This window comes from Micromonospora sp. Utrum1 (assembly GCF_057197805.1).
On the sequence record NZ_CM170071.1, the window covers coordinates 2,469,132 to 2,492,595 of the forward strand.

The following is a 23,464-nucleotide window of genomic DNA, read 5'->3' on the forward strand; positions in this document are numbered from 1 at the left end:
TCGAGCATGACGGGACCCGTGGTGGTGCTCGGTGACACGCTGCTGGACCGGGACGTCGAGGGGGTGGTGAACCGGCTCTGCCCGGACTCCCCGGTGCCGGTGCTCGAGGAGACCACGCACGCCGACCGTCCCGGCGGCGCCGGCCTCGCCGCCGTCTTCGCCGCCGCGCAGGGAGCCGAGGTCGCGCTGGTCACCGCGCTCGCCGACGACGCCGGCGGGGCCCGGCTCGGCACGCTGCTCGCCGCCGCGGGCGTGCAGCTCTACGCGCTGCCGCTGGCCGGGGCGACCCCGGAGAAGATCCGGCTGCGGGCGCGCGGCCGGGTGCTGCTGCGCCACGACCGCGGCGGCCCGGCCGGCGATCCGGGCGCGCCCAGCGAGGCGGTGCTGCGCCTGCTCGCCACCGCCTCGGCCGTGCTGGTCAGCGACTACGGCCGGGGCGTCGCCCGCCACCCGGCGCTGCGCGCCGCGCTGGCCGCGACCCGGGCGCCGGTGGTCTGGGACCCGCACCCGCGCGGCCCGGCCGCGGTGCCCGGCGTCAGCCTGGCCACCCCGAACGAGTCCGAGGCGCGCGAGCTGGCCAAGGCCCCGCCCGGCGCGTCCCGGCTGGTCACCGCGTCCCGGGGCGCCCAGGCGCTGCGCCGGCGCTGGCAGGCCGGTGCGGTGGCGGTGACCCTGGGCGGGGACGGTGCGCTGCTCTGCCACGCCGGATCCACCCCGCTGGTGGTGCCCGCCCCGGCCGCCGAGGGAGACACGTGCGGTGCGGGGGACCGGTTCGCCGCCGCGGCCACCCTGGCCCTGGCGCGAGGCGCGCTGGTCTCCGAGGCGGTGCAGGAGGCGGTCGCCGAGGCGTCCGCGTACGTGGCCGGCGGGGGAGTGGCCACCGCGCTGCCCGCTCCGGTCCGGACCGCCGCCCCGGCGGTGGTCATCGGCGGCGGGGACCGGATCGGGGCCGCCGCGGCCGGGGAGGTGGTGGCCCGGGTACGCGCGGCCGGCGGCACGGTCGTGGCCACCGGCGGCTGTTTCGACCTGTTGCACGCCGGGCACGTGGCCACCCTCCAGGCGGCCCGGCAGCTCGGCGACTGCCTGGTGGTCTGCCTCAACTCCGACGCCAGCGTGGCCGGGCTGAAGGGCCCGGAGCGGCCGGTGGTGCCGCAGGGCGACCGCGGCCGGCTGCTCGCCGCGCTGGGCTGCGTCGACGCGGTGCTGATCTTCGACGAGCCCACCCCGCACGCGGCGCTGTCCTGGCTGCGGCCGGACATCTGGGTCAAGGGCGGCGACTACGCCAGCGGCGGCGGCGCGGAGACGCTGCCCGAGGCGGAGATGCTGGCCCGGTGGGGCGGGCACACGGTGGTCGTGCCGTACCTGGACGGCCGGTCGACCACCGACATGATCGCGGCGGCCCGGGCCGGGCGCGGCACGGCGGGCTGGCCCGGCGTGGCGGTCCCGGCGACCGAGCCGGACCGGGAGACGGTCGTGCGGTCCACGGCGAAGGGAGCACCATGAGCCAGCGCAGCAGCCCGCCCGGGGCAGGCCCGACCGTCCTGGTCACCGGCGGGTCGAGCGGGCTCGGCGCGGCGGTGGTCGCCGCGGTGGCCCGGGGCGGCGGCCGTCCGCTGGTGCTGGACCGGCAGCGGCCCGCCGACGGGGTGCCCTGGGTCGAGTGCGACCTGGCCGACACCCGGGCCGCGGAGGCCGCCACCCGGCAGCTCGCGGAACGCTCCGGCGGGCTGGACGCCGTGGTCACCGCGGCCGGCATGGACGTGCCGGGAAAGCTGGTCGACGTGCCGGCGGAGACCTGGGAACGGATCGTCACCGTGGACCTGCTCGCCACCGCCGCGGTGATCCGGGCCGCGCTGCCCTACCTGGAGGCGTCCCGGGGCAGCATCGTCACCGTCGCCTCCACGCTCGGGGTGAAGGCGGTCAGCGACGCCACCGCCTACTGCGCGGCGAAGTTCGGGGTGGTCGGCTTCACCCGGGCGCTCGCCGCCGAACTGGCCGGCGCGGTCGGGGTCACCCTGCTCATCCCCGGCGGCATGCGGACCGCCTTCTTCGACCAGCGGGACGCCCAGTACCGCCCAGGCCCGGACGCGGTGCTCAACGAGCCGGCCGACACCGCCGCCGCGGTCATGTTCGCCCTCTCCCAGCCGGCCGGGTGCGCCGTACGCGAGATGGTGGTCTGCGCCGAGCAGGAGTCCTCGTACCCGTGATCCTGGTGCTGCGGGCGCTCGGGGTCGGCGACCTGGCCACCGCCGTCCCGGCGCTGCGTGGCCTGCGCGCCGGACTCCCGGGCCGGGAGCTGGTGCTGGCCGCGCCGGCCTGGCTGGCCCCGCTGGCCCAGCTGACCGGGGTGGTCGACCGGGTGCTGCCCACCCGCGGGCTGACCGATCGGCCGGTGTGGTCCGGCCGGCCGCCGGAGGTGGCGGTCAACCTGCACGGGCGGGGGCCGCAGTCGCACCGGATGCTCGCCGCCACCCGGCCGGGCCGGCTGCTCGCCCACCGCAACGCCGAGGCCGGGCACCTCGCCGGTCCGGCGTGGGACGACGACGAGCACGAGGTGCGCCGCTGGTGCCGGCTGCTGCACTGGTACGGCCTCCCGGCCGACCCCGGTGACCTGGCGCTGCGCCGCCCGCCCGCCGCCGCCGTCCCGGCCGGGGCCACGGTGCTGCACCCCGGCAGCAAGATCCCCGCGAAGCGCTGGCCGGCCGACCGCTTCGCCGCGCTGGCCCGGACCCTCACCGCCGGGGGACACCGGGTGGTGCTCACCGGCTCGGCCGACGAGCGGGACCTGGCCGCCCGGGTGGCCCGGGACGCGGGGCTGCCGCCGGACGCGGTGCTGGCCGGCCGGACCGGCCTGGCCGAGCTGGCCGCGCTGGTGGCCGACGCCCGGCTGGTGGTCAGCGGCGACACCGGGGTGGCCCACCTGGCCACCGGCTACGGCACCGCCTCGGTGGTGCTCTTCGGGCCGGTGCGGCCGGCGCACTGGGGCCCGCCGCCCGACCGCCCCCGACACCGGGTGCTCGGGGTCACCGGCCGCGACGGGATCGACCGGGATTGGCCTGGTCGCGGTGGGGTAGGAACCCACCCGACGTTGGCGGCCATCACGGTCGACGAGGTGGTGACCGCCGTGGACGAGGCGGAACGGGCGGTGCGGGTCTCCGGTGCGATTGCGGCGTAGTGATCCGGGCAGGCCGGGGTACGGACGCCGGCGGCGCGGCAAGGGCTGGCTCTTCGTCGACGCGAAGGGCGAGCCGGTGCGCGACCCCGACGAGCTGGCCCGGCTGGGCGAGCTGGTCATCCCGCCGGCCTGGCAGGACGTGTGGATCTCGCCGTACCCGAACGGCCACATCCAGGCCACCGGGATCGACGCGGCCGGGCGCAAGCAGTACCTCTACCACCCGAAGTGGCGGGAGAAACGGGACGAGGCGAAGTTCGACCACGTGCTGGAGGTGGCCCACCGGCTGCCCGTGCTGCGCGACCGGGTCGAGCACGACCTGGCGCTGCGCGGCCTGCGGCGGGAGCGGGTCCTGGCCACCGTCGCCCGGCTGCTCGACATGGGCATGTTCCGGGTCGGCAGCGACCAGTACGCCACCGGTGAGGACGCCACCTTCGGCGTCTCCACCCTGCGCCCGGAGCACGCCCGCTCGCACGGCGGCTGCGTGGTCTTCGAGTTTCCCGCGAAGGGCGGCATCGAGCAGGTCCGCCGGATCGAGGACCCGGAGCTGTGCCGGGTGCTGACCAACCTGCGCCGCCGGCGGCGGGCCGAGGAGCGCCTGTTCGGCTACTGGGACGGCGGGACCTGGCGGGACGTGCGCAGCGACGAGGTCAACGACTACCTGCGCGACGCCAGCGGCGGGGAGATGACCGCCAAGGACTTCCGTACCTGGCACGCCACCGTGCTGGCCGCCACGGAGCTGGCCGCCGTCGGCCCGCAGCGTTCCACGACGGCCCGCCGCCGGGCGGTGGTGGCGGTGATGCGCTCGGTCGCCGAGCTGCTCGGCAACACCCCCACGGTGGCCCGGACGTCCTACGTGGACCCGAGGGTGGTCGATCTCTACCACGACGGGGTGCTGGTTCCGGTGGAGCCGGACATGCCGCGCGAGGCGGTGGAGAAGGCCGTGCTCGTGCTGCTGGAGGAGGAGGCAGCCTGACCGGCCCCGTCGTCAGTCCTGGGGGGAAGCACGGCGGGGCCGGAAACCGGTGTGGCCCGTCGGAGGGCCACCGGGCGGCCGCCCGCGGCGGAACTCGCCGCGGGCGCCTCGCCACGGCCCCCCGATACCAGTGGGCCGCGCCGGTCGCCCGGCTGGCCCGTACTCAGTATGTCCGGCCGGAGTTGACTGCGGACGCCGCCGTGTTGACGATCCGTGCCGCTTCCAGGTGACGCGCCCGGTACGCCTGCGGGGTCTCCCCGTACGCGGCCCGGAACGCCCGGCTGAAGTGGGCCTTGTCCCGGAAGCCCCAGCGCCCGGCGACGAGCTGGATCGGCCGGTCAGCCAGCGCCGGGTCCGCGAGGTCCCGGCGGCACCGCTCCAGCCGCTCGTCCCGGATGTACGCCGCCACGGTGGTCTCCTCGGCCTCGAAGAGCCGGTGCAGGGACCGGACCGAGACGTGGTGCGCGTCGGCGATGGACTGCGGGCTCAGCGCGGCGTCGCCGAGGTGCTGGCGGACGTGCGAGCGCACCTGGGCCAGCAGGGCCCGGCGGCGTACCTCGGTGGGCACCGCGTCCTCGGAGACCAGGTGCCGGCCCAGCATGGTGGATACCAGGTCCAGCCCGACGCCGGCCAGCCGCTCCGCGTCCGCCGCGTGGTACTGCTCGGGATGGGCGGTGAGCCGGATGAGGTAGTCGCCGAGCAGGGCCCCGATCCCCTCGTCGCCGGACATGCGGCCGGCGAACAGGGGGGCGAGCCGGCGACTCGGCAGTGGCAGCGACTCGTACGGGATGAAGGCCACGATGGAGCTGACCGGCTGGTCCTCATCGACGCCGTGGTGGCTGATCTCCTGGGGACGGGCGCAGTCGTAGAACGTGAAGTCGCCGGGGCGGCAGATGCCGCGCTGCCCCTCCTGGTCGGTGATTCCAGTGCCGGCGAGGGTCAGCGCGAGCACGTAGTAGTCCGCGTCGGAGCGCTGGATCAGCTTCCGGGTCCGGACCGCGTCGAGCGGGGGGTAGCGGTGGCGGACGAGCTGGAGGGGACCCAGGTCGAGGAACTCCATCCGGGCGACGAAGTTGTCGGCGTGCTCGGTGCGGACCCGCATGAGCCCGGGCGTGTGGGCGAGCATGTCCAGCCACAGCCCGAAGCGGTCGGCGGCGGGCACCTGCTCCGTGTCGAAGACCTGCCGCTTCAGTGCTGTGTCCATGCCCGACCCCCGTGGTTCGTCTCGCCTCGTGAAGCAGGACGCCTCATCAAGCAGGACGCCCCACGAGGCCGGGAGTTGGCACCCGTGGGGCGTGACATTTCCGTCATTGACGGACGTGACATCTTCTGTTAACAGTCCGGTCAGTCGTTGAGCACGTGCGCGAGCCGGTCGCGGAAGCGCCGCTCCGAGTCGGTCACCACGTCGCCGCCGAGGCCCAGGATGCCGCCGGTGGGGGCGGCGCCCACCACCTGCTCGGCGATCTCCACCAGCCAGTGCCGGTAGGCGCCGGCCTGCCCCTCGTCGACCTTGCCGGCGAGCAGCGCCGACGCCTGCCCGGCCCGGCCCAGCACGTCCTCGATCATCGCCTGCGGGTCGTCCGGGGTGATGACCGGCAGCTCCGCGCCGGTCTCGGGGTCGCCCACCCGGACCACGACCTCCCCGGCGACGGCGGCCACCAGAGGGCTGGCCGACTCGCGGCCCGCGGCGATGGTCTCCAGCCCGGCGGCGTTCTCGGCCATGGTGCGCCGGGTGCCGTCGGACTCGGCCGCGGCCGCCGCGGTCAGGACCGCCTGCGGCAGCCCGACCAGCAGCCCCCACTCGTCGTCGGAGAAACCGAACCCGGTGTACGCCGGCTGCTCGATCACGATCAAGCCCCTTTCGCGGTGGTCGTCGTTGTCGACGGGCGCCGCTGCCATGGCGCCCGGGTCAGGCTAGTCCAGCTCCAGCAGGCCCTGTTCGGACACCACGCGGACGGACAGCGTCTTGTAGCCCACCTCGTCGAAGAGCACCGTCATCCGGTCCTCCTCGTAGCTGAGCAACAGGCCGGCGCCCCACTCGGGGTGCCGGACCTGGCTGTGCACCGGGAACGGCCCGACCGCGCCGTCCCCGGCGACGCTGGTGCCGGCGTGGCAGTTGTCGCAGTGCCCGCAGACCTCGCTCATCTGCTCGCCGAAGTACGCCAGCAGCGCCTGCCCCCGGCAGCCGGTGGTCTCCGCGAAGGCGCGCATCATGTCGGTGCGCGACCGGGTCACCGTCTGCTGCCGCTCCGCCTCGGCCAGCGCGGCCCGGCCGGACTCGCTGGCGGGCGGGGCGTACCGGGGGGCGGCGATCCGCTGCCGGGCGCGGGGCTCGGCGGCGCCCACCTGCTCCAGCAGGGACAGGTACTGGCCGAGCTTGCGCGGCCCGAGGCCGGTCAGCTCGCGCAGCTCCTTCTTGGTCCGGGCCTGCTTGCGCAGCAGGGCGGCGAGTTCCGCCAGCTCCTTCTCGTCGGGAAGGCCGCCGCTGAAGTAGCGCTGGAGACCCACGTCCTCGGCGCGCCAGAGCAGCAGCACCCGGGCGGGCGCGCCGTCCCGGCCGGCCCGGCCGATCTCCTGGAAGTAGCTGTCCGGCGAGTCGGGCAGCGCCATGTGCACCACCCAGGCGATGTTCGGCTTGTCGATGCCCATGCCGAACGCCGAGGTGGCCACCATGATCGGCACCTCGTTGGCGAGGAACGCCTCGTGCAGCTCGTTGCGTGCGCCGGCCGGCATCCCGCCGTGGTAGTGCTTCGCCGGGTAGCCGGCGTCGGTGAGCCGCTCGGCCAGTTCCTCGGCCGCCCGCCGGGTCGGCACGTAGATGATGCCCGGCCGCTTGTCGTCACGGAGCAGCGCGATCAGCCGCCGCCACCGGTAGTCGTCGGTGGGGCAGTGCGCCACCTCGAGGAAGAGGTTGGGGCGGTCCAGCCCGGACACCACCACCTCGGGGTCGCGCAGCCGCAGCCGGGCGACGATGTCGTCGCGGACCGGCGAGGAGGCGGTGGCGGTCAGCGCCACCACCGGCGGCCGGCCGATCCCCTCGATCAGGTGGCCGAGCGCCAGGTAGTCCGGGCGGAAGTCGTGCCCCCAGGCGGAGATGCAGTGCGCCTCGTCGATCGCGACCAGCGCCGGCTTGAGCGCGCGGACCTCGGCCAGCCGGTCCGGGTTGCTCAGCGCCTCCGGGGTGATGAACAGGAACTCGGCGTGGCCCGACCGGATCTCCTCGATCGCCTCGGCCTGCTGGGCCGCCGTCTCGTCCGAGCTGATCCGGACCGCCCGCAGCTCGGGGCGTTGCCGCTCGTTGAGCGCGGCGATCTGGTCCTGCTGGAGGGCGAGCAGCGGGGAGATGACCACCGTGGGGCCGGGGATCAGGCTGGCCGGGATCTGGTAGATCGCCGACTTGCCCGCGCCGGTGGGGAGCACCACCAGGGCGTCGCGGCGCTTCATGACCGCGCGCATGGCGGCCAGCTGGTTGGGCCGGAGGGCGGTCCAGCCGAAGAGGCTCTTCGCCGCGCGGCGCAGGGTCGTGGAGTGCGTGGTCAGTCTCATCAGTGGCCGCAGGTACCCCTGGCGATCACCGCCGAAACCGGACCGCGCCGGCTCAGCGCAGCCGGGGCAGCACCTCACGCTGGTAGAGGTCGAACAGGCCCTGCCAGTACGGGCCGACGTTGGCCACGTAGATCTCGTCGAAGCCGGCCTTGGCGTACTTGTCGATCATCTCCAGGTGGGCGTCGGCGTCCCGGCCGCAGACGAACGACTCCTTCATCATCTCCGGCTTGACCAGCTGCGCGGCCTGCTCGAAGTGGCGCGGTGAGGGGAGCACCTGGGACAGCTCGCCCGGCACGCCGGCGTTGGGCCACCGCTCGTACGCGATCCGCGCGCCCTCGTCCTCGCTGTCGGCGTAGGCGGCCTTGAACCCGGCCTGGCAGGGCTTGGCGCCGCCGCCGGAGTCGCGGAACCGGCGGACCATGTCGGCGTCGGGCATGGTGCTGATGTAGCCGTCGCCGATCCGGCCGGCCAGCTCGATCGACTTCGGGCCGAAGCCGGAGACGTAGATCGGCGGGGGAGTGTCCGGCCGGGTGTAGATCCGGGCGTGCTCCACCGTGTAGTGCCGGCCGTGGTGGTTGACGAAGTCGCCGGCCCACAGCGCCCGGATCACCTCGACCGCCTCCTCCAGCATCTCCAGCCGCACGTCGGTCTGCGGCCACGGGTCGCCGAAGATGTGCTCGTTCAGCGCCTCGCCGCTGCCCACCCCGAGCACGAACCGCCCGGAGTGCAGCACCGCGCTGGTCGCCGCGGCCTGGGCGATCACCGCGGGATGGATGCGGACGGTCGGGCAGGTGACCGCGGTGGTCACCGGCAACCGGCAGACCTGGCTGAGGGCCCCGATGGTCGACCAGACGAAAGGGCTCTGACCCTGCGCGTCGATCCAGGGGTGGTAGTGGTCGGAGATCCACAGTGCCTCGAAGCCGGCCCGCTCGGCGCCGCGCGCCTGCTCCAGCAGCTCCGCCGGGGTGAACTCCTCGCTGGACAGGAAGTAGCCGATCTTCATCGTTCCCCCTCGCCGCGTCCGGGTGCCGGGCGCACGCACGGACAACGACAGCCCTACCCCCGGGAGACGGGATCCGAACGCGGCGGCTAGCGGCGGAACATCGCGCGGATGGCGATCAGCAGGAACAGGCCGCCGACCACCAGGCCGAGCAGGCGTACGCCGGGGATGTCCGCGGCGCTGGTGGCGTCGGCGAGCAGCGCGGGATGCATGTTCGCACTCTCCCACGGGCCGCTCGGCGGTGCCAGCCGCTAACAGTAAGGATTGTTGACTATTCCGGGACGCGGTGTGACCATGGCAGCACCGCCGGGACGGCGGGCCGTGGGGAAGACGGGGGTACGACAGCGCATGAGCGAGCGGATCGTGGGAGCGACCGGAGACCTGGCGGCCCTGGCCGCCGCCGTCCTGCAACCCGGGTTCGTCGGCACCACACCGCCGCCGTGGGTCTGCCGCTGGCTCGGCGAGGGGCTCGGGTCCGTGGTCCTCTTCGCCCGCAACGTCGTCGACCACGAGCAGGTCGCCGCGCTGACCGCGAACCTGCGCGCCGAGCGGCCCGACGTGATCGTGGCCATCGACGAGGAGGCCGGGGACGTCACCCGGATCGAGTCCGCCCGGGGCAGCTCCCGGCCCGGCAACTTCGCCCTCGGCGCGGTCGACGATCCGGCCCTGACCGAGGAGGTGGCTCGCGACCTGGGCGCCGAGCTGGCCGCGGTGGGCGTCACGCTGAACTACGCCCCGGACGCCGACGTCAACTCGAACCCGGAGAACCCGGTGATCGGGGTCCGCTCGTTCGGCGCCGACCCGGCCCTGGTCGCCCGGCACACCGCCGCCTGGGTCCGCGGCCTGCAGGCCGGCGGCGTGGCGGCCTGCGCCAAGCACTTCCCCGGGCACGGCGACACCCGGGTCGACTCCCACCACGACCTGCCCCGCATCGGCGGGGACCGGGCCCGGCTGGACGCGGTCGAGCTGGCCCCGTTCCGGGCCGCGGTGACGGCCGGGGCGCAGGCGGTGATGACCGGGCACCTGCTGGTGCCGGCGCTGGACCCGGAGCTGCCGGCCACCCTCAGCCCGCGCATCCTGGGCCGCCTGCTCCGCGAGGAGCTGGGGTTTGGCGGCGTGGTGGTGACCGACGCCGTGGAGATGCGGGCGGTCGCCGACCGGTACGGCTTCGCCGGTGCGGCGGTCCGCGCGATCGCCGCCGGGGCGGACGCGATCTGCGTGGGCGGGGAGCGGGCCACCGAGGCCGACGCCCGCGAGCTGCGGGACGCCATCGTGGCCGCCGTGCTCGCCGGTGAGCTGCCGGAGGAGCGGCTGGCCGAGGCGGCCAAGCGGGTCGGGCTGCTGGCCGCCTGGACGGTCGCCGCCCGGGCCGGCCGGTCCGCCGCCCGGCCCGGCGACGCCGGCTCGGCGATCGGGCTGGCCGCCGCGCGCCGCGCCCTGCGGGTGGTCGCCACCACGGGCGGGCTGCTGCCGCTGACCGGCCCGGCGCACGTGGTGGAGTTCGCCCCGCCGCACAACCTGGCCATCGGCGACGAGACCCCGTGGGGGATCGCCGCGCCCCTGACCGACCTGGCGCCCGGCACCACGACCGCCCGGTACGCCCGCGAGGAGGTCCCCGCCGACCCGTCCGCCGGCACGGCCGGCCGCCCGCTGGTGCTGGTGGTGCGGGACCTGCACCGGCACGACTGGATGCGGGACGCGGTGTCCCGCGCCCTGGTCGCCCGCCCGGACGCGGTGGTGGTCGAGCTGGGCGTGCCCGAGCTGGTCACCGGCGCGGTGCACGTGGCCACCCATGGCGCGACCCGGGCCGCCGCCGTCGCCGCGGCCGAACTGCTCGCGGGCGCCCGCTGACCCGGCCCGGTCCGGGTCGACGCCGGCCCGGTCAGGGCTCGGGGACCACCAGGTCGGCGTAGTCGGGGTGGCGCTGGATGAACGCGGCCATGAACTGGCACTGCGTCGCGATCCGGTCGCCCCGCTCGCGGATCTGGTCCAGGGTGCCCTTGATCAGCGCCGAGCCCACCCCCATGTTCCGGTAGCGGTCGTCCACCTCGGTGTGCGTGAAGACCAGCACCTCCCCGCGTGGCACGTACTCGGTGAACCCGGCGAGCGCGTCGTCGACCAGGATCTCGAAGCGGCGCTTCGCGGGGTTCTCCTCGACCAGGAAGCTCACCGGGCCATTCTCTCCCCGGCGGCGGCCAGCCGGTCCAGTTCGGCCAGCAAGCGGTCCACCTCCTCGCCGGTGTTGTAGTGGTAGACGCTGGCCCGGACCGCGCCGCCGCTGTCCCGCAGGCCCATCGTCCGGAAGTACTCGTAGGCGTAGTAGTCGCCGGAGGAGAGGCAGACCGCGGCCGCGCCGAGCGCCGCCGCGGTCTCCGCCGGCGTCGAGCCGGCCACCCGGAACGACACCGTGGGGCAGCGCCGGGCCGGCGAGCCGAAGACGGTGACGAAGGGGCGGGCGGCCAGCCCGGCGAGCAGCCGCTCGAACACCGCCTCCTCGTGCGCCTGGGCGGCGGCCAGCCCGGCCCGGGCCCGGTCCCGGCGGCTGCCGGTCGCGGCCGGGTCGAGGGTGGCCAGGTGGTCCACGGCCGCGACCACCCCGGCCAGCAGCGGGAAGCTGGGGGTGCCGTACTCGAACCGGTCCGGGACCGCGTCGGAGGAGGGCAGCAGCTTCGCCGGGCGCAGCGCCGCCCAGCGGGCCGGGTCGGCGGCCATCGCCGCCAGGTGCGGCCCGGACCACTTGTAGGCGCTGGTGACCAGGAAGTCCGCGCCGAGCGAGGCCAGGTCGGTGGGGCCGTGCGGCACCGCGTGCACCCCGTCCACGCAGACCAATGCGCCGGCCGCGTGCGCCGTCTTGGCGATCGCCGCCACGTCCGGCGCGGTGCCGATCGCGTTGCTGCCGGCGGTCACCGCGACCAGCCGGGTGCGCTCGGTGACCAGGTCGGCGTACTGGCCGGCGGGCAGTTCGCCGGTCGCCGGGTCGAACTCGGCCCAGCGCACCGTCGCCCCGGCGGCCTCGGCCGCCTGCACCCACGGCCGGACGTTGGCGTCGTGGTCCAGCCGGGAGACCACCACCTCGTCGCCGGGCCGCCAGCCCGCGCCGAGCGTCCGGGCCAGGGTGTACGTCAGCGCCGTGGCGCTCGGGCCCAGGACAACGCCGCCCGGTTCCGCGCCGAGCAGATCGGCCACCGCGGCGCGGGCCGCGGCGACCAGGTCCAGCGACCGCCGGCCCGGGACGAACGCGGTGCTCCGGTTTCCGGTGGCGGCGGTCATCGCGGCGGTGACCGCCTCGATCACCGGCCGGGCGGTCTGGGTGCCGCCGGCGCCGTCGAAGTGGGCGAAGCCCTCGATCAGGGCGGGGTAGGCGGCCCGGGTGCGGGCGATGTCGAAGGGCATGCCGGGACCCTAACCCGTCCCGGGACGATCACCGGTGGGTGGCGGGGTGGCCGTCGTCTCGTACCCTTGGCCGGGTGACGAACCGACCCGTTTCCCCCTCGCTGACCCCCACCCGCCGAGCCGCCGGCCTGCTCGCCGGCCTCGCCCTCGGCGTCGCGCTGCTGGCCGGCTGCAGCTCGGAGAACGCCTCCACCGACTGCGGCCTGGACGCCTGCACGGTCACCTTCGACCGCGGCGTCGACGCCAGCGCCACCATCCTCGGCGTCGAGGCGAAGCTGGTCGGGGCCGAGGGTGACCAGGTCACCGTGGAGGTGGCCGGGGAGCAGCTCTCGCTCACCGTCGGTCAGCAGGCCGCCCAGGCCGGCGGCTTCTCGGTGACCCTGGACAGCGTCACCGATCAGCAGGTCGTCATCCGGGTGGCGCGCGACCCGAACAGCTGATCCACCGCGCCGGGCGGCGGCGGCCGACGTTTGGAAATCTTGACACCGGGAGATTGAGGCGCCATGTCTCTCACCCGGAACGCCGGCGCCACCGCCGCCCAGGCCGCGAACAGCAGGTGGCTCGAACTGTTGACCCGGGCTGGCTTCATCGGCTACGGGATCGTGCACCTCCTCTTCGCCTGGCTGGCCTTGCAGATCGCCTTCGGCAGGTCCGGGGAGGAGGGCAACCAGAACGGCGCTCTGCGCACCCTCGGTGCCCAGCCGATGGGTAAGTTCCTCCTGGTCGCCATGGCCATCGGGCTCTTCGCCATGGCGATCTGGCAGGCGTTCGAGGCGGTCATCGGCCACCGCTTCCTGCGCGGCCGGGAGAAGCTCTTCGAGCGGATCGCCTCCGTCGTCCGCGTGATCGTCTTCGTCTGGCTGGGCTGGACCGCGATCAAGGTCGTCCAGGACGCCAGCAGCAACGCCGCCGACCGGCAGCAGCAGCTCTCCGAGAAGCTGATGGCCTCCGAGGGCGGCCGGTGGCTGGTCGGGCTGGCCGGGCTGGTGCTCGCCGCGGTCGGCATCGGCATGGTCATCTACGGGCTGAAGAAGAAGTTCGAGCGCAACCTCAAGACCGGTGAGATGAGCCCGAAGACGCACACCCTGACCCGCCGCCTCGGCATGGCCGGGTACGCCGCCCGGGGCGCCGTCTTCGCCATCGCCGGCCTGCTGATCGTGGTGGCCGCCGTGAAGTACGACCCGGAGAAGGCCCGCGGCCTGGACGCCGCCCTGCGCACCCTCCAGGACCAGTCGTACGGGCAGGTGCTGCTGACGCTCATGGCGCTCGGCATCGCCGCCTTCGGCGTCTACTGCTTCCTCCAGTCGCGCTATCGCCGGGTGTGATCCTGGTCGATACGCGGTAGTCCGGGCACCATTGGGCCTTTGCCCGATTCCGCCCGGGCGGAGGGAGAGAAAGAAACGTGCAGACCTACCTCGTGACGGCCGTCGCCGCGCTCGCCGCGGCGGCGGTCGCGCTGTTGCTGGTCGAGGTGGTGCACCGGGTCACCCGCCGGCTCGGCCGCCGCTCGCTGCTGATGACGGAGCTGACCGACCACTCGCACCGCTCGTTCCAGGTGGCCGCGACCGTGCTGGCCGTGCAGCTCGCGGTCCGGTTCACCACCGGGTACGCGATCGGCAGCCCCTGGCGGAAGCTCGTCCTGCACGCCCTGGTGCTCGCCCTGATCGCCGCCACCGCCTGGCTGGTCGCCTCGCTGCTGGTGGTGGCGGAGGACACCGCACTGGCCCGGTTCCGGGTGGACGTGCCGAACAACCGGCACGCCCGGCGGGTGCGTACCCAGGTGGTGCTCCTGCGCCGGCTGACCATCGCGGTGATCGTGGTGCTCGCCCTCGGCGTGATGCTGATGACCTTCCCCGCCGTCCGCGGCATCGGCGCCGGCGTGCTGACCAGCGCCGGTGTGGTCGGTGTGGTCGCCGCGCTGGCCGCGCAGAGCCTGCTGGGCAACGTCTTCGCCGGCCTCCAGCTCGCCTTCAGCGACGCGGTACGCCTGGACGACGTGGTGGTGGTCGAGGGGGAGTGGGGCCGGGTCGAGGAGCTGACCCTCAGCTACGTGGTCGTGCAGATCTGGGACGACCGCCGGCTGATCCTGCCCACCTCCTACTTCACCAGCACCCCGTTCCAGAACTGGACCCGGACCGAGGCGGCCGTGCTCGGCACCGCCGAATTCGACCTGGACTGGGCCATCCCGGTGCAGGCCATGCGCGAGGAGCTGCGCCGGCTCTGCGAGAGCACCGAGCTGTGGGACGGCCGGGTCTGCGTGCTCCAGGTGACCGATGCCACCGGCGGCCTGGTCAAGGTCCGCGCCCTGGTCAGCGCCGCCGACGCCGGCAGCCTGTGGGACCTGCGCTGCCTGGTCCGCGAGCACCTGGTCGCCTGGGTCCGCGACCAGCGCCCGACCGCCCTGCCCCGGCTGCGCGCCGAAGTGGGCGACACGGCCGGCCCGCTGCCCTGGCAGGCGCCGCAGCCGCGCCGGACGGCCCGTCGGCGACCCGACACCGAGGTGCCCGACGACGCCCGCGTCTTCGGCGGCAGCGACGACGGCGAGGCCCGCAGCGAGGTGTTCGTGGGCCGGGAGGAACACGCCGAGGCCCGTCGCTGACCCGTACCCGTACCGGAGCCCCCGGCCGCCCGTGCGGCGCCGGGGCTCGGCGCGTCGCCGCTACGTGACCTCGGGCCTGGCCAGCCGTCGCTGCTGGCGGATTCGCGGCATGTCGGGCCGGCTGCGTTTGATCGGCCCGTTATGGGGGACCTGCTGCGCACGCCCCGGTTCCGGCCGCCGTCCGACGGCCGGGCCAGGAGATGGTGCGCGGCCGGGCCGACCGGCCGCTCCGCGCAGGATTGACGGGCGGCGACTCCGGGCATACAGCGCGGTGATGATGAAAGGAGGACAGCATGGCTGACGTCGCGAGTCGCAGCACGTCCCGGACCGGGCAGGAGCCGTCCACCGCGGAACTGGTGCAGCGGGCCACCGAGCAGGTCACCCGCCTGGTGCGGGACGAACTGGCGCTGGCCCGGGCGGAACTGACCCAGAAGGGCAAGCACGCCGGGATCGGGATCGGTCTGTTCGGCGGCGGCGGGGTGATGGCCCTCTACGGCGCCGGCGCGCTGGTCGCCACGGTGATCCTGCTGCTGGACCTGGTCATGCCGGCCTGGCTGGCGGCGCTGATCGTGGCGGTGGGGCTCTTCCTGCTCGCCGGGATCCTGGCGCTCGTCGGCAAGAAGCAGGTCAGCCGTGCCGTCCCGCCGGTGCCGGAGGCGACGGTCCGCAGCGTCCGGGCGGACGTCGACACCGTCACCGCCGCGGTGAAGGACGGGAGGCGGGGATGACCGGCAACGGAACCGGGGACGTGGCGGCGCTCCGGGAGGAGATCCGCCGGACCCGGGTGGAGCTGGGTGAGACGATGGAGCTGCTCGCCGCCCGGGCCGACGTCAAGACCCTGGTCCGGCACTCCGCCGACCAGGCGAAGGCGCGGCTCCGCCAGCAGGCGGCGCTGACCGTGGCCCGGGTGCGCGGGCAGGCGGCGGAGAAGGCCCGGCGGGTCCGGGCGCAGGCGTACGAGAAGGGTGGGGCGGTCGGGCGCAACCCGGTGCCGTGGGCGGCCGTGGCGGCCGGTGCCATGGCCACCGCGGTGGTGCTGCTGATCGTCCGGGGGAGGCGCAGGTGAGAAGGGGCATCGGACGGGCGGCCTACAAGCCGGCCGGCGTGCTGATGGGTCTGGCCGCCGGTACGGTCGCCGGGGTCATCTTCCGGCAGGTCTGGAAGATGACGGCGGGCGACGGCGAGGCGCCCAGCGCCACCGACGAGGACCGCCGCTGGGGCGAGATCCTGGCCGCCGCGGCGTTGCAGGGGGCGATCTTCGCGGTCGTCCGGGCCGCCGTGGACCGGGGCGGGGCGGTCGGCGTACGCCGGCTCACCGGCCACTGGCCCGACTGAGTCATACGCACGAAAGGCCCCTTTCCGCCTTGATGGACAGGGGCCTTTCGCATGGCCCGAACGGCCCGGCCAGTGGATCTGCCGCAACCGTCAGGTCACATGTCGGAGAATTTCGTCCGGTAGGCTGTGCGAAGTTTTTGCGTACGTGGTTTGCTGTCTCACGCTGTTGAGAGACGCGTGGGTTGAGAGAAGTCTCCTTCACCGGGGGCCGCCTCAGGCACCGCTGCTCGAAAACGGCCAATCGGCCGCACGGCGTGCTCGGCCGCCAGTTTTAGAAGGAGATACACATGGCGCAGGGAACCGTGAAGTGGTTCAACGCTGACAAGGGCTTCGGCTTCATCACCGTCGACGGCGGGGGTGCTGACGTGTTCGTCCACTTCTCGGCCATCCAGTCCAGCGGCTACCGCACGCTGGAGGAGAACCAGCGGGTGGAGTTCGAGATCGCCCAGGGTCAGAAGGGTCCGCAGGCCGAGCAGGTCCGCCCCATCTGAGTTGACGGAGCACCGGCCGCGCCGGCCGGTGCGTGAGCCCCGCGTCCCTTCCCGGGAGGCGGGGCTTTCCGCATTGTGGACACCTTTTCCCCTCAGCCGCGCCGGCGCCGGGCCCGCATGCCGAACCAGAGCGCGACGAGTCCGATGAGGACCAGCACCGGGCCGACGACCGCCCAGATCCGCTGGTCGGTCAGCACGCTGCCCTCGACATAGCCCAGCCCCGACACCGTCCACAGGGCACCGAGCACGACGGCGAGCAGCCCCACGGTGAGCCGGAACCAGCCCCTCATCGTTCCCCCTCCGACGACGTGCGCCCGGCTCCAGCATGCCCGCGGGCGCCGCCGGCCGGCGACGGCGCGCCGACGGGACGCCGGCCCGGGGTCACCACCGGTCGTGCACCTGCGGCCGGATCAGCTCGTCGTAGGTGGCGCGGACGGCGGCCACCTCCTCCTCGGTCAGCGGCGGCAGGCCGGCCGCGGCCGCGTTGCGCCGGGCCTGCTCGGCGTTGCGGGCGCCGGGGATGACCACGGTGACGCCGGGCTGGTCGAGGATCCAGCGGAGCGCGAACTGGGCCATCGTCCGGCCCTCGCCGACCAGCGGCGCGAGCCGGCGCACGGCGGACAGGCCGAGGTCGTAGTCGACGCCGGAGAACGTCTCGCCGACGTCGAAGGACTCGCCGTGCCGGTTGAAGGTCCGGTGGTCGTCCGCCGGGAAGGTGGTGTGCTCGTCGTACCGGCCGGAGAGCAGGCCGCTCGCGAGGGGCACCCGGGCGATGATGCCCACCCCGGCCTTCGCGGCCTCGGGCAGCACCCGCTCCAGGGGCTTGTGCCGCACCGCGTTGAGGATGATCTGCACGCTGGCCACACCCCGGCGGGCGATCGCGGTCAGCGCCTGGTCGCAGGTCTCCACGCTGACCCCGTATCCGGCGATGCGCTCCTCCGCGACCAGGGTGTCCAGGGCGTCGAAGACCCGGTCGTCGGCGAAGACCGCGGTGGGCGGGCAGTGCAGCTGCACCAGGTCGAGGGTGTCCACGCCGAGGTTGGCCCGGGACCGGTCGGTCCAGGCCCGGAAGTTGTCCAGGGTGTACGCCTCCGGCGTCTGCGGCACCCGCCGGCCCATCTTGGTGGCCACGGTCAGCCCGTGCCCGGGATGCTCGCGCAGGAACCGGCCGATGAGCTGCTCGCTGCGGCCGTCGCCGTACACGTCGGCGGTGTCGAGGAAGGTCACCCCGGAGTCGACCGCGGCGCTCAGCACGTCGAGGGCGGCGCCCTCGCTGACCTCGCCCCAGTCCGCGCCGAGCTGCCAGGCGCCGAGTCCGATGATGCCGACGTGCCGGCCGAGCCGGTCGAAGCTGCGCTGTTCCACCCGGTCGAGCCTAGTGAGCCGCTTGCCGGGACGCCCGTCGGGCCGTACCGTCCAACAAGACGTACGTACGGTTTGGAGGCTGTCATGTGGGACCCGAGCACCTACCTGCGCTACGGCGACGAGCGCTCCCGACCCTTCCACGACCTGCTCGCCCGGGTCCCGGCGGAGCGGCCCCGCGCGGTCGTCGACCTCGGCTGCGGCCCGGGCACCCTGACCACGACCCTCGCCGGCCGCTGGCCGGACAGCCGGATCGCCGGCCTGGACTCCTCCGCCGAGATGATCGCGCGGGCCCGCGCCCTGACACGGGTCGGCAGTCTGGCCGGGGCCGGCGTCCTGGCCGAGCCGGTCTCCTTCTCGGTCGGGGACGTGCGCTCCTGGCATCCGGAGCCAGACGTCGACGTGGTCGTCTGCAACGCGGTTCTCCAGTGGGTGCCCGGCCACCGGGAACTGCTCACCCGCTGGGCCGCCGCGCTGCCGGCCGGCGCGTGGCTGGCGTTCCAGGTGCCGGGGAACTTCGCCGCCCCGTCGCACCGGGCGCTGCGCGAGGTCGCCGGGCGGGACCGGTGGCGCGACACCCTGGCCCCACTGCTGCGCGAGGCGCCCGTCGACGACCCGGTCGACTACGCCGCGCTGCTGGTCGGTGCCGGTTGTGCCGTCGACGCCTGGGAGACTACCTACGTGCACCTGCTCCCGGCCGCCGGCGCCGACCATCCGGTGCTGGCCTGGATGGAGGGGACGGCGCTGCGGCCGGTCCGCGCCGCGCTCGACGCCGGCGGCTGGGCCGACTTCCGCGCCGAGCTGGGGGTGCGTCTCGCCGAGGCGTACCCGGTGCGGCAGGGTCAGGTGTACTTCCCGTTCCGCCGGATCTTCGTGGTGGCCCGCACCGGCGCCCGCGCAGAGGAGAACTCGTGACCGACCTGCCCACCTTCATCGCCGGACTGCCCAAGGTGGAGCTGCACGTGCACCACGTCGGCTCCGCCTCGCCCCGCATCGTGGCCGAGCTGGCTGCCCGGCACGAGGGGCGCAGCCCCGTCCCGGCCGACCCGGAGGCGCTCGCCGACTACTTCGCGTTCCGCGACTTCGCCCACTTCATCGACGTCTACCTGAGCGTGGTGGACCTGATCCGGGACGCCGACGACGTCTGGCTGCTCACCCACGAGGTGGCCCGGGAACTGGCCCGCCAGCAGGTCCGGTACGCCGAGCTGACCGTCACCCCGTACTCGCACGTGCACCGGGGGATCCCGGCGCCGGCGTTCTGCGAGGCGATCGAGGACGCCCGCAAGCGGGCCGAGGCCGACTTCGGCATCGCGCTGCGCTGGTGCTTCGACATCCCCGGCGAGGCCGGCCTGCCGGCCGCCGAGCAGACCCTGCGGATCGCCCTGGACGAGCGGCCGGACGGGCTGATCAGCTTCGGCCTGGGCGGCCCCGAGATCGGGGTGCCGCGGCCGCAGTTCAAGCCGTACTTCGACCAGGCCCGCGCGGCCGGGCTGCGCTCGGTGCCGCACGCCGGCGAGACCACCGGCCCGGAGACCGTCTGGGACGCGCTGCGCGAGCTGGGCGCCGAGCGGATCGGGCACGGCATCTCCGCGGCCCTCGACCCCGCGCTCCTGACCCACCTGGCCGAGCGGCGGATCCCGCTGGAGGTCTGCCCGACCTCCAACGTCCGGACCCGGGCGGTGGCGACCATCGAGGAGCACCCGCTGCCGCAGCTCGTCGAGGCCGGCGTGCTGGTCACCGTCAACTCCGACGACCCGCCGATGTTCGGCACCACGCTCAACGACGAGTACGCCGTGGCGGCCCGGCTGCTCCGGCTCGACCCGGCCGGCGTGGCCGCGCTGGCCCGCGACGCGGTGAGCGCAGCCTTCCTGGAGCCGGCCGAGAAGGCCCGGATCAGCGGCGAGATCGACGCGTACCTGGCGGCCGCGACGCGCTGAGCGGACGGGACGGAACCGGCCGACGGAACACCCGCGGCGGCCGGCGTCGCCCGGCCAGGGCCAGCCCGAACCCGACCACCGCGGCCACCGCGACGGCGACCACGGGTACGACGTTCGTGGACCGGCCCGGGCCGTCCGCGAGCACCGGGTCCTGCCAGGCGGCGAGGGTGAGGGCGACGCCGAGACCGATCACGGCGGCCCAGCGGAGCAGCCGGCGCACGGTCGGCGTCATCACGGTCACCTCACGCCCGGGGTGCGGCTCGACGGGGGAAGTGGCGCGCGGCGGGAGCGAGGTGTGGGGGGACCGAACTCCCGCCGCGCGCACGGCTCCGCCGACCGGAGTTGTTACGGGGCGTCCCGGCCGACGGAACTGATGGGTTCGGATTGATCCTGACAGCCCGTTGCGGCGTAGGGACCGTCGTTAACCCACTCCTAAGGAAGACTTGCGCCGCCCCACAGCCACCGGTTCAGCGCGGGCGCAGCCCGCGCCGGCCGGCCCGCGGCTCCCGGGCGTCCCGCGCCATCCGGCCGACCAGGCCGAACCGGTTCACCTGCCGGGGCGTCGCCTCCGGGTCGGCCAGCAGCATCACCACGCTGGCCCCGCCGAGCCGGGCCCGGTCGATGCTCACCGATCCGTTGGCCTGCAGGGCGACGCGCTTGGCAATGTCGAGCCCCAGCCCGGTGGAGCCCTGGTCGCTGGCGCCCCGGCGCAGCGCCCGGTCCGGGTCGGGGATGCCCGGGCCGGCGTCGTCGATCCGGATCGCCACCCAGCCGTCCCGCCGGCTCACCGCCACCTCGAACGCGGTGCCCTGCGGGGTGTAGCGGAAGACGTTGCCGATGACCGCGTCCAGCGCGGCGGCCAGCTCGGCCCGGGGCACCGGGGCCGGAATCCGCAGCTGCGCCCCGACCACCCGGTGCGGGCGGTTCTGGTCGCCGGCGAGCGCCGACCAGAAGACCATCCGGTCCCGGACCACCTCGCTGACGTCGCAGGTCGCCGGGCCGGTCTCCTGGCTGACCGCCTTGCGGGTGGTCTTGATCAGCTGGTCGACCTCACCCTCCAGCGTGACGATGGCCTGCCGGATCCGCCGTATCCCCCGGCGGCGGTCCAGCTCCGCCTCGCTGAACGTGCCGATGCTGGTGTCGTCGGACTCCAGCGCCTCGGCGTCCAGCCGCAGCGCGGTCAGCGGCGTACGCAGCCGGTGCGACAGGTCGGCGACGAGTTCCCGCTCGTCGGCGCGGAGTGCGACCAGCCGCTCCGCCATCCGGTTGAACGCGTGCCCGGCCTCGGTCAGCTCCCGCGGCCCGGTCGGCTCGACCCGGACGCCCAGCTCGCCGTCGCCGACGGCGAGGGCCGCCTTCACCAGCTCGCCGGTGGCGTCGACGGCCCGGGCGGCCACCCGGTCGACCACGATCACCGCGGCCCCGACCAGCGTCAGCGCCACCGTGAGCAGCAGCAGCCACCGCCCGCCCGCGCCGGAGTCGAGCACCTCGTCGGGGACGAAGACCTCCACCACGGCGACCCGGTCGCCGAGCACCACCGGGTCCAGCCGGAGCACGCCGCCGGGCACGTCGGTGACCACCGAGCGCCGCTCGGCGCCGGCCCGCTCCAGCGCCGCCGCGTCGGCGCGGCCCGCGCCCTCGTCGGTCCCGATCCCGTGTACGACCGGCCGCAACGCCGGGTCGTCACCGCTGGCCGCCACGGCCCGCCGGACGATCTCCGGGTCGGTGCTGACCGCGAGCGCCCCGGTGACCAGCGCGCTGCGCCGGGCCGCGTCGGCCAGCTTCTCCTCGCGTGCCTGGTCGGACAGGGTGATGCCGAGCGGGATGAGGAAGGCGAGCGCGACGAGGCTGCACATGCCGGCCGTGAGCCAGGCCAGCGCGGGCCTCAGTCCGGCGCCACCAGCCGGAAGCCGACCCCCCGCACGGTGCGCAGGTAGCGCGGCTTCGCCGCGGACTCGCCCATTTTGCGGCGCAGCCAGTAGAGGTGAACGTCGATGGTCTGGTCCTCGCCGACCGAGGGCTGCCGCCATACCTCCTCCAAGAGTTCCCGCCGGGACACTACCCGGCCGGGACGTGCGGCGAGATACGCCAGCAGGTCGAATTCCTTGCGGGTCAGGGCCAGCGGCTCGCCGTCCAGCACCGCGCTGCGCTCGCCCACGTCCACGCGCAGGCCGCCCACCGAGTGGACGGCCGGCTGGACGGTACGGCTGGCCCGGCCGGCCCGCCGCAGCACGGTGGTGATCCGGGCGTCCAGGTGGGCGCCGGTGAACGGCTTGACCATGTAGTCGTCGGCGCCCGCGCGGAGCAGCCGGACCACCGACTGCTCGTCGTCCCGGGCGGTGGCGATGATGATCGGCACGTCGGTGATTCCGCGCAGCATCCGCAGCGCGTCGGAGCCGTCCAGATCGGGCAGGCCGAGGTCGAGCACCACCAGGTCGGGGGTCTCGGCGGCGACCCGGCGCAGCGCGTCCAGCGCCGTCCCGACGGCGTGCACCGCGTGCCCCCGGTCGGTCAGGGACCGCAGCATCGCGCCGCGTACGACGTGATCGTCTTCGACCAGGAGGACGGTTGCCACGTCAGCACCGTACTCGGCGTGGCAAGTTGATCGCGTTGCGGCACTCCTGCGAACGGGGCAAGCTGGGACGACGATGACGTTCACTCTCTTCCCCGACACCCGCCTCACGCTCGCCCGCGACGCGCTGGCCGGCCTCTCGGTCGGCGACGCCCTCGGTTCCCAGTTCTTCGTGCCCGGCCGACACCCGGCCGACCTCGCCGCCGGACGGCTGCCCGCGCCGCCCTGGCAGTGGACCGACGACACCGAGATGGCCTGCTCGGTGGTGGCCGCGCTGAGCGAGGCCGGGCGGATCGACCGGGACGCCCTGGCGCTCGCCTTCGCGCAGCGGTGCGAGCCCTACCGGGGCTACGGGCCGGGGGCGGTCACCATCCTGCGTCTCATCCGGACCGGCACCCCGTGGCCGGTGGCGGCCGCGTCCGCGTTCGACGGGCAGGGCTCCTGCGGCAACGGCGCTGCCATGCGGGTGGCCCCGCTCGGCGCCTGGTACGCCGACTCCACCCGGCGCGCCGCCGACCAGGCCCGCGCCTCGGCCGAGGTGACCCACGCCCACCCGGAGGGGATCGCCGGGGCGGTCGCGGTGGCGGTGGCCGCCTCGCTGGCCGCCCGGGCCCGGCTCGACGGGGACCGGCCCGAGCCGGCCCGCCTGCTCACCGTGGTGGCCGGCGCCCTGGACCCGGCCGGCGAGGTGCACCGGGGCGTACGCCGGGCCGCCGCGCTGCTCGGCCACCCGGCCGGCGAGGCGGCCGAGGCGCTGGGCAACGGCTCCCGGGTGACCGCCCAGGACACCGTCCCGTTCACCCTCTGGGTGGCCGCCACCCATCTGCACGACTACCCGGCCGCGATCGGCGCCTGCGTCGAGGCGGGCGGGGACGTGGACACCACAGCGGCGATCGTCGGCGGCGTGGTGGCCGCCCACACCGGCGTTGGCACCCCGGGCGGCGTCCCGGACGGCTGGCTCGCCGCCCGCGAACCCCTCCCGGCCTGGCTCGCGGCCCCCGCCTGACCCGCCGCGGCGATCCTGCACTCGCTGCCCCCGTCTGACCTGCTGCGGCGATCTTGCACTTGCGGCCCCGTCGAT

At 74.9% G+C, this 23,464-nt stretch carries 27 protein-coding genes; 15 read left to right on the forward strand and 12 right to left on the reverse strand.

Features of this window, described 5'->3' with window-relative positions:
• Window positions 1-6: 6 nt before the first annotated feature.
• The 4 genes from AC0OLQ_RS11855 to AC0OLQ_RS11870 are packed head-to-tail and all read left to right on the forward strand — an operon-like array spanning window position 7 to window position 4,148.
• Window positions 7-1,503, forward strand: coding sequence for a PfkB family carbohydrate kinase (locus tag AC0OLQ_RS11855; protein ID WP_484531359.1), 1,497 nt, complete (start codon window positions 7-9; stop codon window positions 1,501-1,503).
• The gene (locus AC0OLQ_RS11860; protein WP_357332997.1) at window positions 1,500-2,207 is read left to right on the forward strand and encodes an SDR family oxidoreductase; all 708 of its coding nucleotides are present in this window, start codon (window positions 1,500-1,502) and stop codon (window positions 2,205-2,207) included. Before AC0OLQ_RS11855 ends, AC0OLQ_RS11860 begins: the two co-directional genes overlap by 4 nt.
• Window positions 2,204-3,175 carry a glycosyltransferase family 9 protein gene (locus AC0OLQ_RS11865; protein ID WP_484531360.1) on the forward strand — a complete coding sequence of 324 codons (972 nt, stop codon included), beginning with the start codon at window positions 2,204-2,206 and terminating at the stop codon, window positions 3,173-3,175. Before AC0OLQ_RS11860 ends, AC0OLQ_RS11865 begins: the two co-directional genes overlap by 4 nt.
• A complete protein-coding gene (locus AC0OLQ_RS11870; RefSeq protein ID WP_484531361.1) occupies window positions 3,159-4,148 on the forward strand; it encodes a DNA topoisomerase IB in 990 nt (329 codons plus the stop codon). The genes AC0OLQ_RS11865 and AC0OLQ_RS11870 overlap by 17 nt, the downstream gene beginning before the upstream one ends.
• Window positions 4,149-4,311: 163 nt before the next feature.
• Here AC0OLQ_RS11870 and AC0OLQ_RS11875 read toward each other — a convergent pair whose 3' ends face one another.
• The 5 genes from AC0OLQ_RS11875 to AC0OLQ_RS11895 form a co-directional block, all read right to left on the reverse strand.
• Window positions 4,312-5,352: a helix-turn-helix domain-containing protein gene (locus tag AC0OLQ_RS11875; RefSeq protein ID WP_484531362.1), complete on the reverse strand. Its 1,041-nt coding sequence runs from the start codon at window positions 5,350-5,352 to the stop codon at window positions 4,312-4,314.
• A 140-nt stretch (window positions 5,353-5,492) separates the two neighbouring features.
• Window positions 5,493-5,996: a hypothetical protein gene (locus AC0OLQ_RS11880; protein WP_484531363.1), complete on the reverse strand. Its 504-nt coding sequence runs from the start codon at window positions 5,994-5,996 to the stop codon at window positions 5,493-5,495.
• Between the two features lie 66 nt (window positions 5,997-6,062).
• Complete coding sequence (locus tag AC0OLQ_RS11885) at window positions 6,063-7,694, reverse strand: RecQ family ATP-dependent DNA helicase (protein ID WP_484531364.1); 1,632 nt, start codon at window positions 7,692-7,694, stop codon at window positions 6,063-6,065.
• Window positions 7,695-7,746: 52 nt separating this feature from the next.
• A complete protein-coding gene (locus AC0OLQ_RS11890; protein ID WP_484531365.1) occupies window positions 7,747-8,697 on the reverse strand; it encodes a TIGR03557 family F420-dependent LLM class oxidoreductase in 951 nt (316 codons plus the stop codon).
• Between the two features lie 86 nt (window positions 8,698-8,783).
• Window positions 8,784-8,906, reverse strand: a complete 123-nt coding sequence (locus AC0OLQ_RS11895) for a hypothetical protein (protein ID WP_256566104.1) — start codon at window positions 8,904-8,906, stop codon at window positions 8,784-8,786.
• Window positions 8,907-9,042: 136 nt separating this feature from the next.
• Here AC0OLQ_RS11895 and AC0OLQ_RS11900 point away from each other — a divergent pair, with 136 nt between their 5' ends.
• Complete coding sequence (locus AC0OLQ_RS11900) at window positions 9,043-10,545, forward strand: glycoside hydrolase family 3 protein (RefSeq protein ID WP_484531366.1); 1,503 nt, start codon at window positions 9,043-9,045, stop codon at window positions 10,543-10,545.
• 31 nt (window positions 10,546-10,576) lie between these two features.
• On the opposite strand, the gene AC0OLQ_RS11905 is transcribed toward AC0OLQ_RS11900, so the two are convergent.
• Window positions 10,577-10,864 carry a GNAT family N-acetyltransferase gene (locus AC0OLQ_RS11905; protein ID WP_484531367.1) on the reverse strand — a complete coding sequence of 96 codons (288 nt, stop codon included), beginning with the start codon at window positions 10,862-10,864 and terminating at the stop codon, window positions 10,577-10,579.
• Complete coding sequence (locus AC0OLQ_RS11910; protein ID WP_484531368.1) at window positions 10,861-12,087, reverse strand: cysteine desulfurase-like protein; 1,227 nt, start codon at window positions 12,085-12,087, stop codon at window positions 10,861-10,863. Before AC0OLQ_RS11910 ends, AC0OLQ_RS11905 begins: the two co-directional genes overlap by 4 nt.
• Before the next feature lie 74 nt (window positions 12,088-12,161).
• Here AC0OLQ_RS11910 and AC0OLQ_RS11915 point away from each other — a divergent pair, with 74 nt between their 5' ends.
• The 7 genes from AC0OLQ_RS11915 to AC0OLQ_RS11945 all read left to right on the forward strand — a co-directional run bounded on the left by AC0OLQ_RS11915 (window position 12,162) and on the right by AC0OLQ_RS11945 (window position 16,512).
• Window positions 12,162-12,527 (forward strand): hypothetical protein, encoded by a 366-nt coding sequence (locus AC0OLQ_RS11915; protein WP_484531369.1) that lies wholly within the window; start codon window positions 12,162-12,164, stop codon window positions 12,525-12,527.
• 63 nt (window positions 12,528-12,590) lie between these two features.
• Entirely contained in the window at window positions 12,591-13,412 is an 822-nt protein-coding gene (locus tag AC0OLQ_RS11920) for a DUF1206 domain-containing protein (protein WP_484531370.1), read from the forward strand.
• Between the two features lie 77 nt (window positions 13,413-13,489).
• The gene (locus tag AC0OLQ_RS11925) at window positions 13,490-14,686 is read left to right on the forward strand and encodes a mechanosensitive ion channel family protein (protein ID WP_357332985.1); all 1,197 of its coding nucleotides are present in this window, start codon (window positions 13,490-13,492) and stop codon (window positions 14,684-14,686) included.
• 293 nt (window positions 14,687-14,979) lie between these two features.
• Window positions 14,980-15,414 (forward strand): phage holin family protein, encoded by a 435-nt coding sequence (locus AC0OLQ_RS11930; protein WP_357332984.1) that lies wholly within the window; start codon window positions 14,980-14,982, stop codon window positions 15,412-15,414.
• Window positions 15,411-15,752, forward strand: a complete 342-nt coding sequence (locus AC0OLQ_RS11935) for a DUF3618 domain-containing protein (RefSeq protein WP_484531371.1) — start codon at window positions 15,411-15,413, stop codon at window positions 15,750-15,752. The genes AC0OLQ_RS11930 and AC0OLQ_RS11935 overlap by 4 nt, the downstream gene beginning before the upstream one ends.
• 8 nt (window positions 15,753-15,760) lie before the next feature.
• A complete protein-coding gene (locus AC0OLQ_RS11940) occupies window positions 15,761-16,021 on the forward strand; it encodes a DUF4235 domain-containing protein (protein ID WP_393024355.1) in 261 nt (86 codons plus the stop codon).
• Window positions 16,022-16,308: 287 nt separating this feature from the next.
• Window positions 16,309-16,512, forward strand: a complete 204-nt coding sequence (locus AC0OLQ_RS11945) for a cold-shock protein (protein ID WP_091424054.1) — start codon at window positions 16,309-16,311, stop codon at window positions 16,510-16,512.
• Window positions 16,513-16,604: 92 nt separating this feature from the next.
• Here AC0OLQ_RS11945 and AC0OLQ_RS11950 read toward each other — a convergent pair whose 3' ends face one another.
• Together AC0OLQ_RS11950 and AC0OLQ_RS11955 are read right to left on the reverse strand one after the other, a co-directional pair.
• Window positions 16,605-16,802, reverse strand: coding sequence for a hypothetical protein (locus tag AC0OLQ_RS11950; RefSeq protein ID WP_091310065.1), 198 nt, complete (start codon window positions 16,800-16,802; stop codon window positions 16,605-16,607).
• 91 nt (window positions 16,803-16,893) lie between these two features.
• Window positions 16,894-17,877, reverse strand: a complete 984-nt coding sequence (locus tag AC0OLQ_RS11955) for an aldo/keto reductase (RefSeq protein WP_484531372.1) — start codon at window positions 17,875-17,877, stop codon at window positions 16,894-16,896.
• An 84-nt stretch (window positions 17,878-17,961) separates the two neighbouring features.
• Here AC0OLQ_RS11955 and AC0OLQ_RS11960 point away from each other — a divergent pair, with 84 nt between their 5' ends.
• Together AC0OLQ_RS11960 and AC0OLQ_RS11965 are read left to right on the forward strand one after the other, a co-directional pair.
• Window positions 17,962-18,789, forward strand: coding sequence for a trans-aconitate 2-methyltransferase (locus AC0OLQ_RS11960; RefSeq protein ID WP_484531373.1), 828 nt, complete (start codon window positions 17,962-17,964; stop codon window positions 18,787-18,789).
• On the forward strand, window positions 18,786-19,811 hold the full coding sequence (locus tag AC0OLQ_RS11965) for an adenosine deaminase (protein WP_357332978.1): 1,026 nt from the start codon (window positions 18,786-18,788) through the stop codon (window positions 19,809-19,811). The genes AC0OLQ_RS11960 and AC0OLQ_RS11965 overlap by 4 nt, the downstream gene beginning before the upstream one ends.
• On the opposite strand, the gene AC0OLQ_RS11970 is transcribed toward AC0OLQ_RS11965, so the two are convergent.
• The 3 genes from AC0OLQ_RS11970 to AC0OLQ_RS11980 all read right to left on the reverse strand — a co-directional run bounded on the left by AC0OLQ_RS11970 (window position 19,768) and on the right by AC0OLQ_RS11980 (window position 22,386).
• Window positions 19,768-20,043, reverse strand: coding sequence for a hypothetical protein (locus AC0OLQ_RS11970; protein ID WP_484531374.1), 276 nt, complete (start codon window positions 20,041-20,043; stop codon window positions 19,768-19,770). The genes AC0OLQ_RS11965 and AC0OLQ_RS11970 overlap by 44 nt on opposite strands.
• Window positions 20,044-20,278: 235 nt before the next feature.
• Window positions 20,279-21,667: a HAMP domain-containing sensor histidine kinase gene (locus tag AC0OLQ_RS11975; protein WP_484531375.1), complete on the reverse strand. Its 1,389-nt coding sequence runs from the start codon at window positions 21,665-21,667 to the stop codon at window positions 20,279-20,281.
• 29 nt (window positions 21,668-21,696) lie between these two features.
• A complete protein-coding gene (locus tag AC0OLQ_RS11980; RefSeq protein WP_357332975.1) occupies window positions 21,697-22,386 on the reverse strand; it encodes a response regulator transcription factor in 690 nt (229 codons plus the stop codon).
• Window positions 22,387-22,459: 73 nt separating this feature from the next.
• Here AC0OLQ_RS11980 and AC0OLQ_RS11985 point away from each other — a divergent pair, with 73 nt between their 5' ends.
• Window positions 22,460-23,389: an ADP-ribosylglycohydrolase family protein gene (locus AC0OLQ_RS11985; RefSeq protein ID WP_484531376.1), complete on the forward strand. Its 930-nt coding sequence runs from the start codon at window positions 22,460-22,462 to the stop codon at window positions 23,387-23,389.
• Window positions 23,390-23,464 lie beyond the last annotated feature (75 nt).

Bases quoted from the DNA above. Each gene is read 5' to 3' on its own strand.
- AC0OLQ_RS11860 (WP_357332997.1), top strand. From the start codon at position 1,500: ATGAGCCAGCGCAGCAGCCCGCCCGGGGCAGGCCCGACCGTCCTGGTC.
- AC0OLQ_RS11950 (WP_091310065.1), bottom strand. From the start codon at position 16,802: ATGAGGGGCTGGTTCCGGCTCACCGTGGGGCTGCTCGCCGTCGTGCTC.
- AC0OLQ_RS11855 (WP_484531359.1), top strand. From the start codon at position 7: ATGACGGGACCCGTGGTGGTGCTCGGTGACACGCTGCTGGACCGGGAC.
- AC0OLQ_RS11945 (WP_091424054.1), top strand. From the start codon at position 16,309: ATGGCGCAGGGAACCGTGAAGTGGTTCAACGCTGACAAGGGCTTCGGC.
- AC0OLQ_RS11960 (WP_484531373.1), top strand. From the start codon at position 17,962: ATGTGGGACCCGAGCACCTACCTGCGCTACGGCGACGAGCGCTCCCGA.
- AC0OLQ_RS11910 (WP_484531368.1), bottom strand. From the start codon at position 12,087: ATGCCCTTCGACATCGCCCGCACCCGGGCCGCCTACCCCGCCCTGATC.
- AC0OLQ_RS11935 (WP_484531371.1), top strand. From the start codon at position 15,411: ATGACCGGCAACGGAACCGGGGACGTGGCGGCGCTCCGGGAGGAGATC.
- AC0OLQ_RS11970 (WP_484531374.1), bottom strand. From the start codon at position 20,043: ATGACGCCGACCGTGCGCCGGCTGCTCCGCTGGGCCGCCGTGATCGGT.
- AC0OLQ_RS11975 (WP_484531375.1), bottom strand. From the start codon at position 21,667: ATGTGCAGCCTCGTCGCGCTCGCCTTCCTCATCCCGCTCGGCATCACC.
- AC0OLQ_RS11885 (WP_484531364.1), bottom strand. From the start codon at position 7,694: ATGAGACTGACCACGCACTCCACGACCCTGCGCCGCGCGGCGAAGAGC.
- AC0OLQ_RS11985 (WP_484531376.1), top strand. From the start codon at position 22,460: ATGACGTTCACTCTCTTCCCCGACACCCGCCTCACGCTCGCCCGCGAC.
- AC0OLQ_RS11900 (WP_484531366.1), top strand. From the start codon at position 9,043: ATGAGCGAGCGGATCGTGGGAGCGACCGGAGACCTGGCGGCCCTGGCC.
- AC0OLQ_RS11890 (WP_484531365.1), bottom strand. From the start codon at position 8,697: ATGAAGATCGGCTACTTCCTGTCCAGCGAGGAGTTCACCCCGGCGGAG.
- AC0OLQ_RS11930 (WP_357332984.1), top strand. From the start codon at position 14,980: ATGGCTGACGTCGCGAGTCGCAGCACGTCCCGGACCGGGCAGGAGCCG.
- AC0OLQ_RS11875 (WP_484531362.1), bottom strand. From the start codon at position 5,352: ATGGACACAGCACTGAAGCGGCAGGTCTTCGACACGGAGCAGGTGCCC.
- AC0OLQ_RS11920 (WP_484531370.1), top strand. From the start codon at position 12,591: ATGTCTCTCACCCGGAACGCCGGCGCCACCGCCGCCCAGGCCGCGAAC.
- AC0OLQ_RS11895 (WP_256566104.1), bottom strand. From the start codon at position 8,906: ATGCATCCCGCGCTGCTCGCCGACGCCACCAGCGCCGCGGACATCCCC.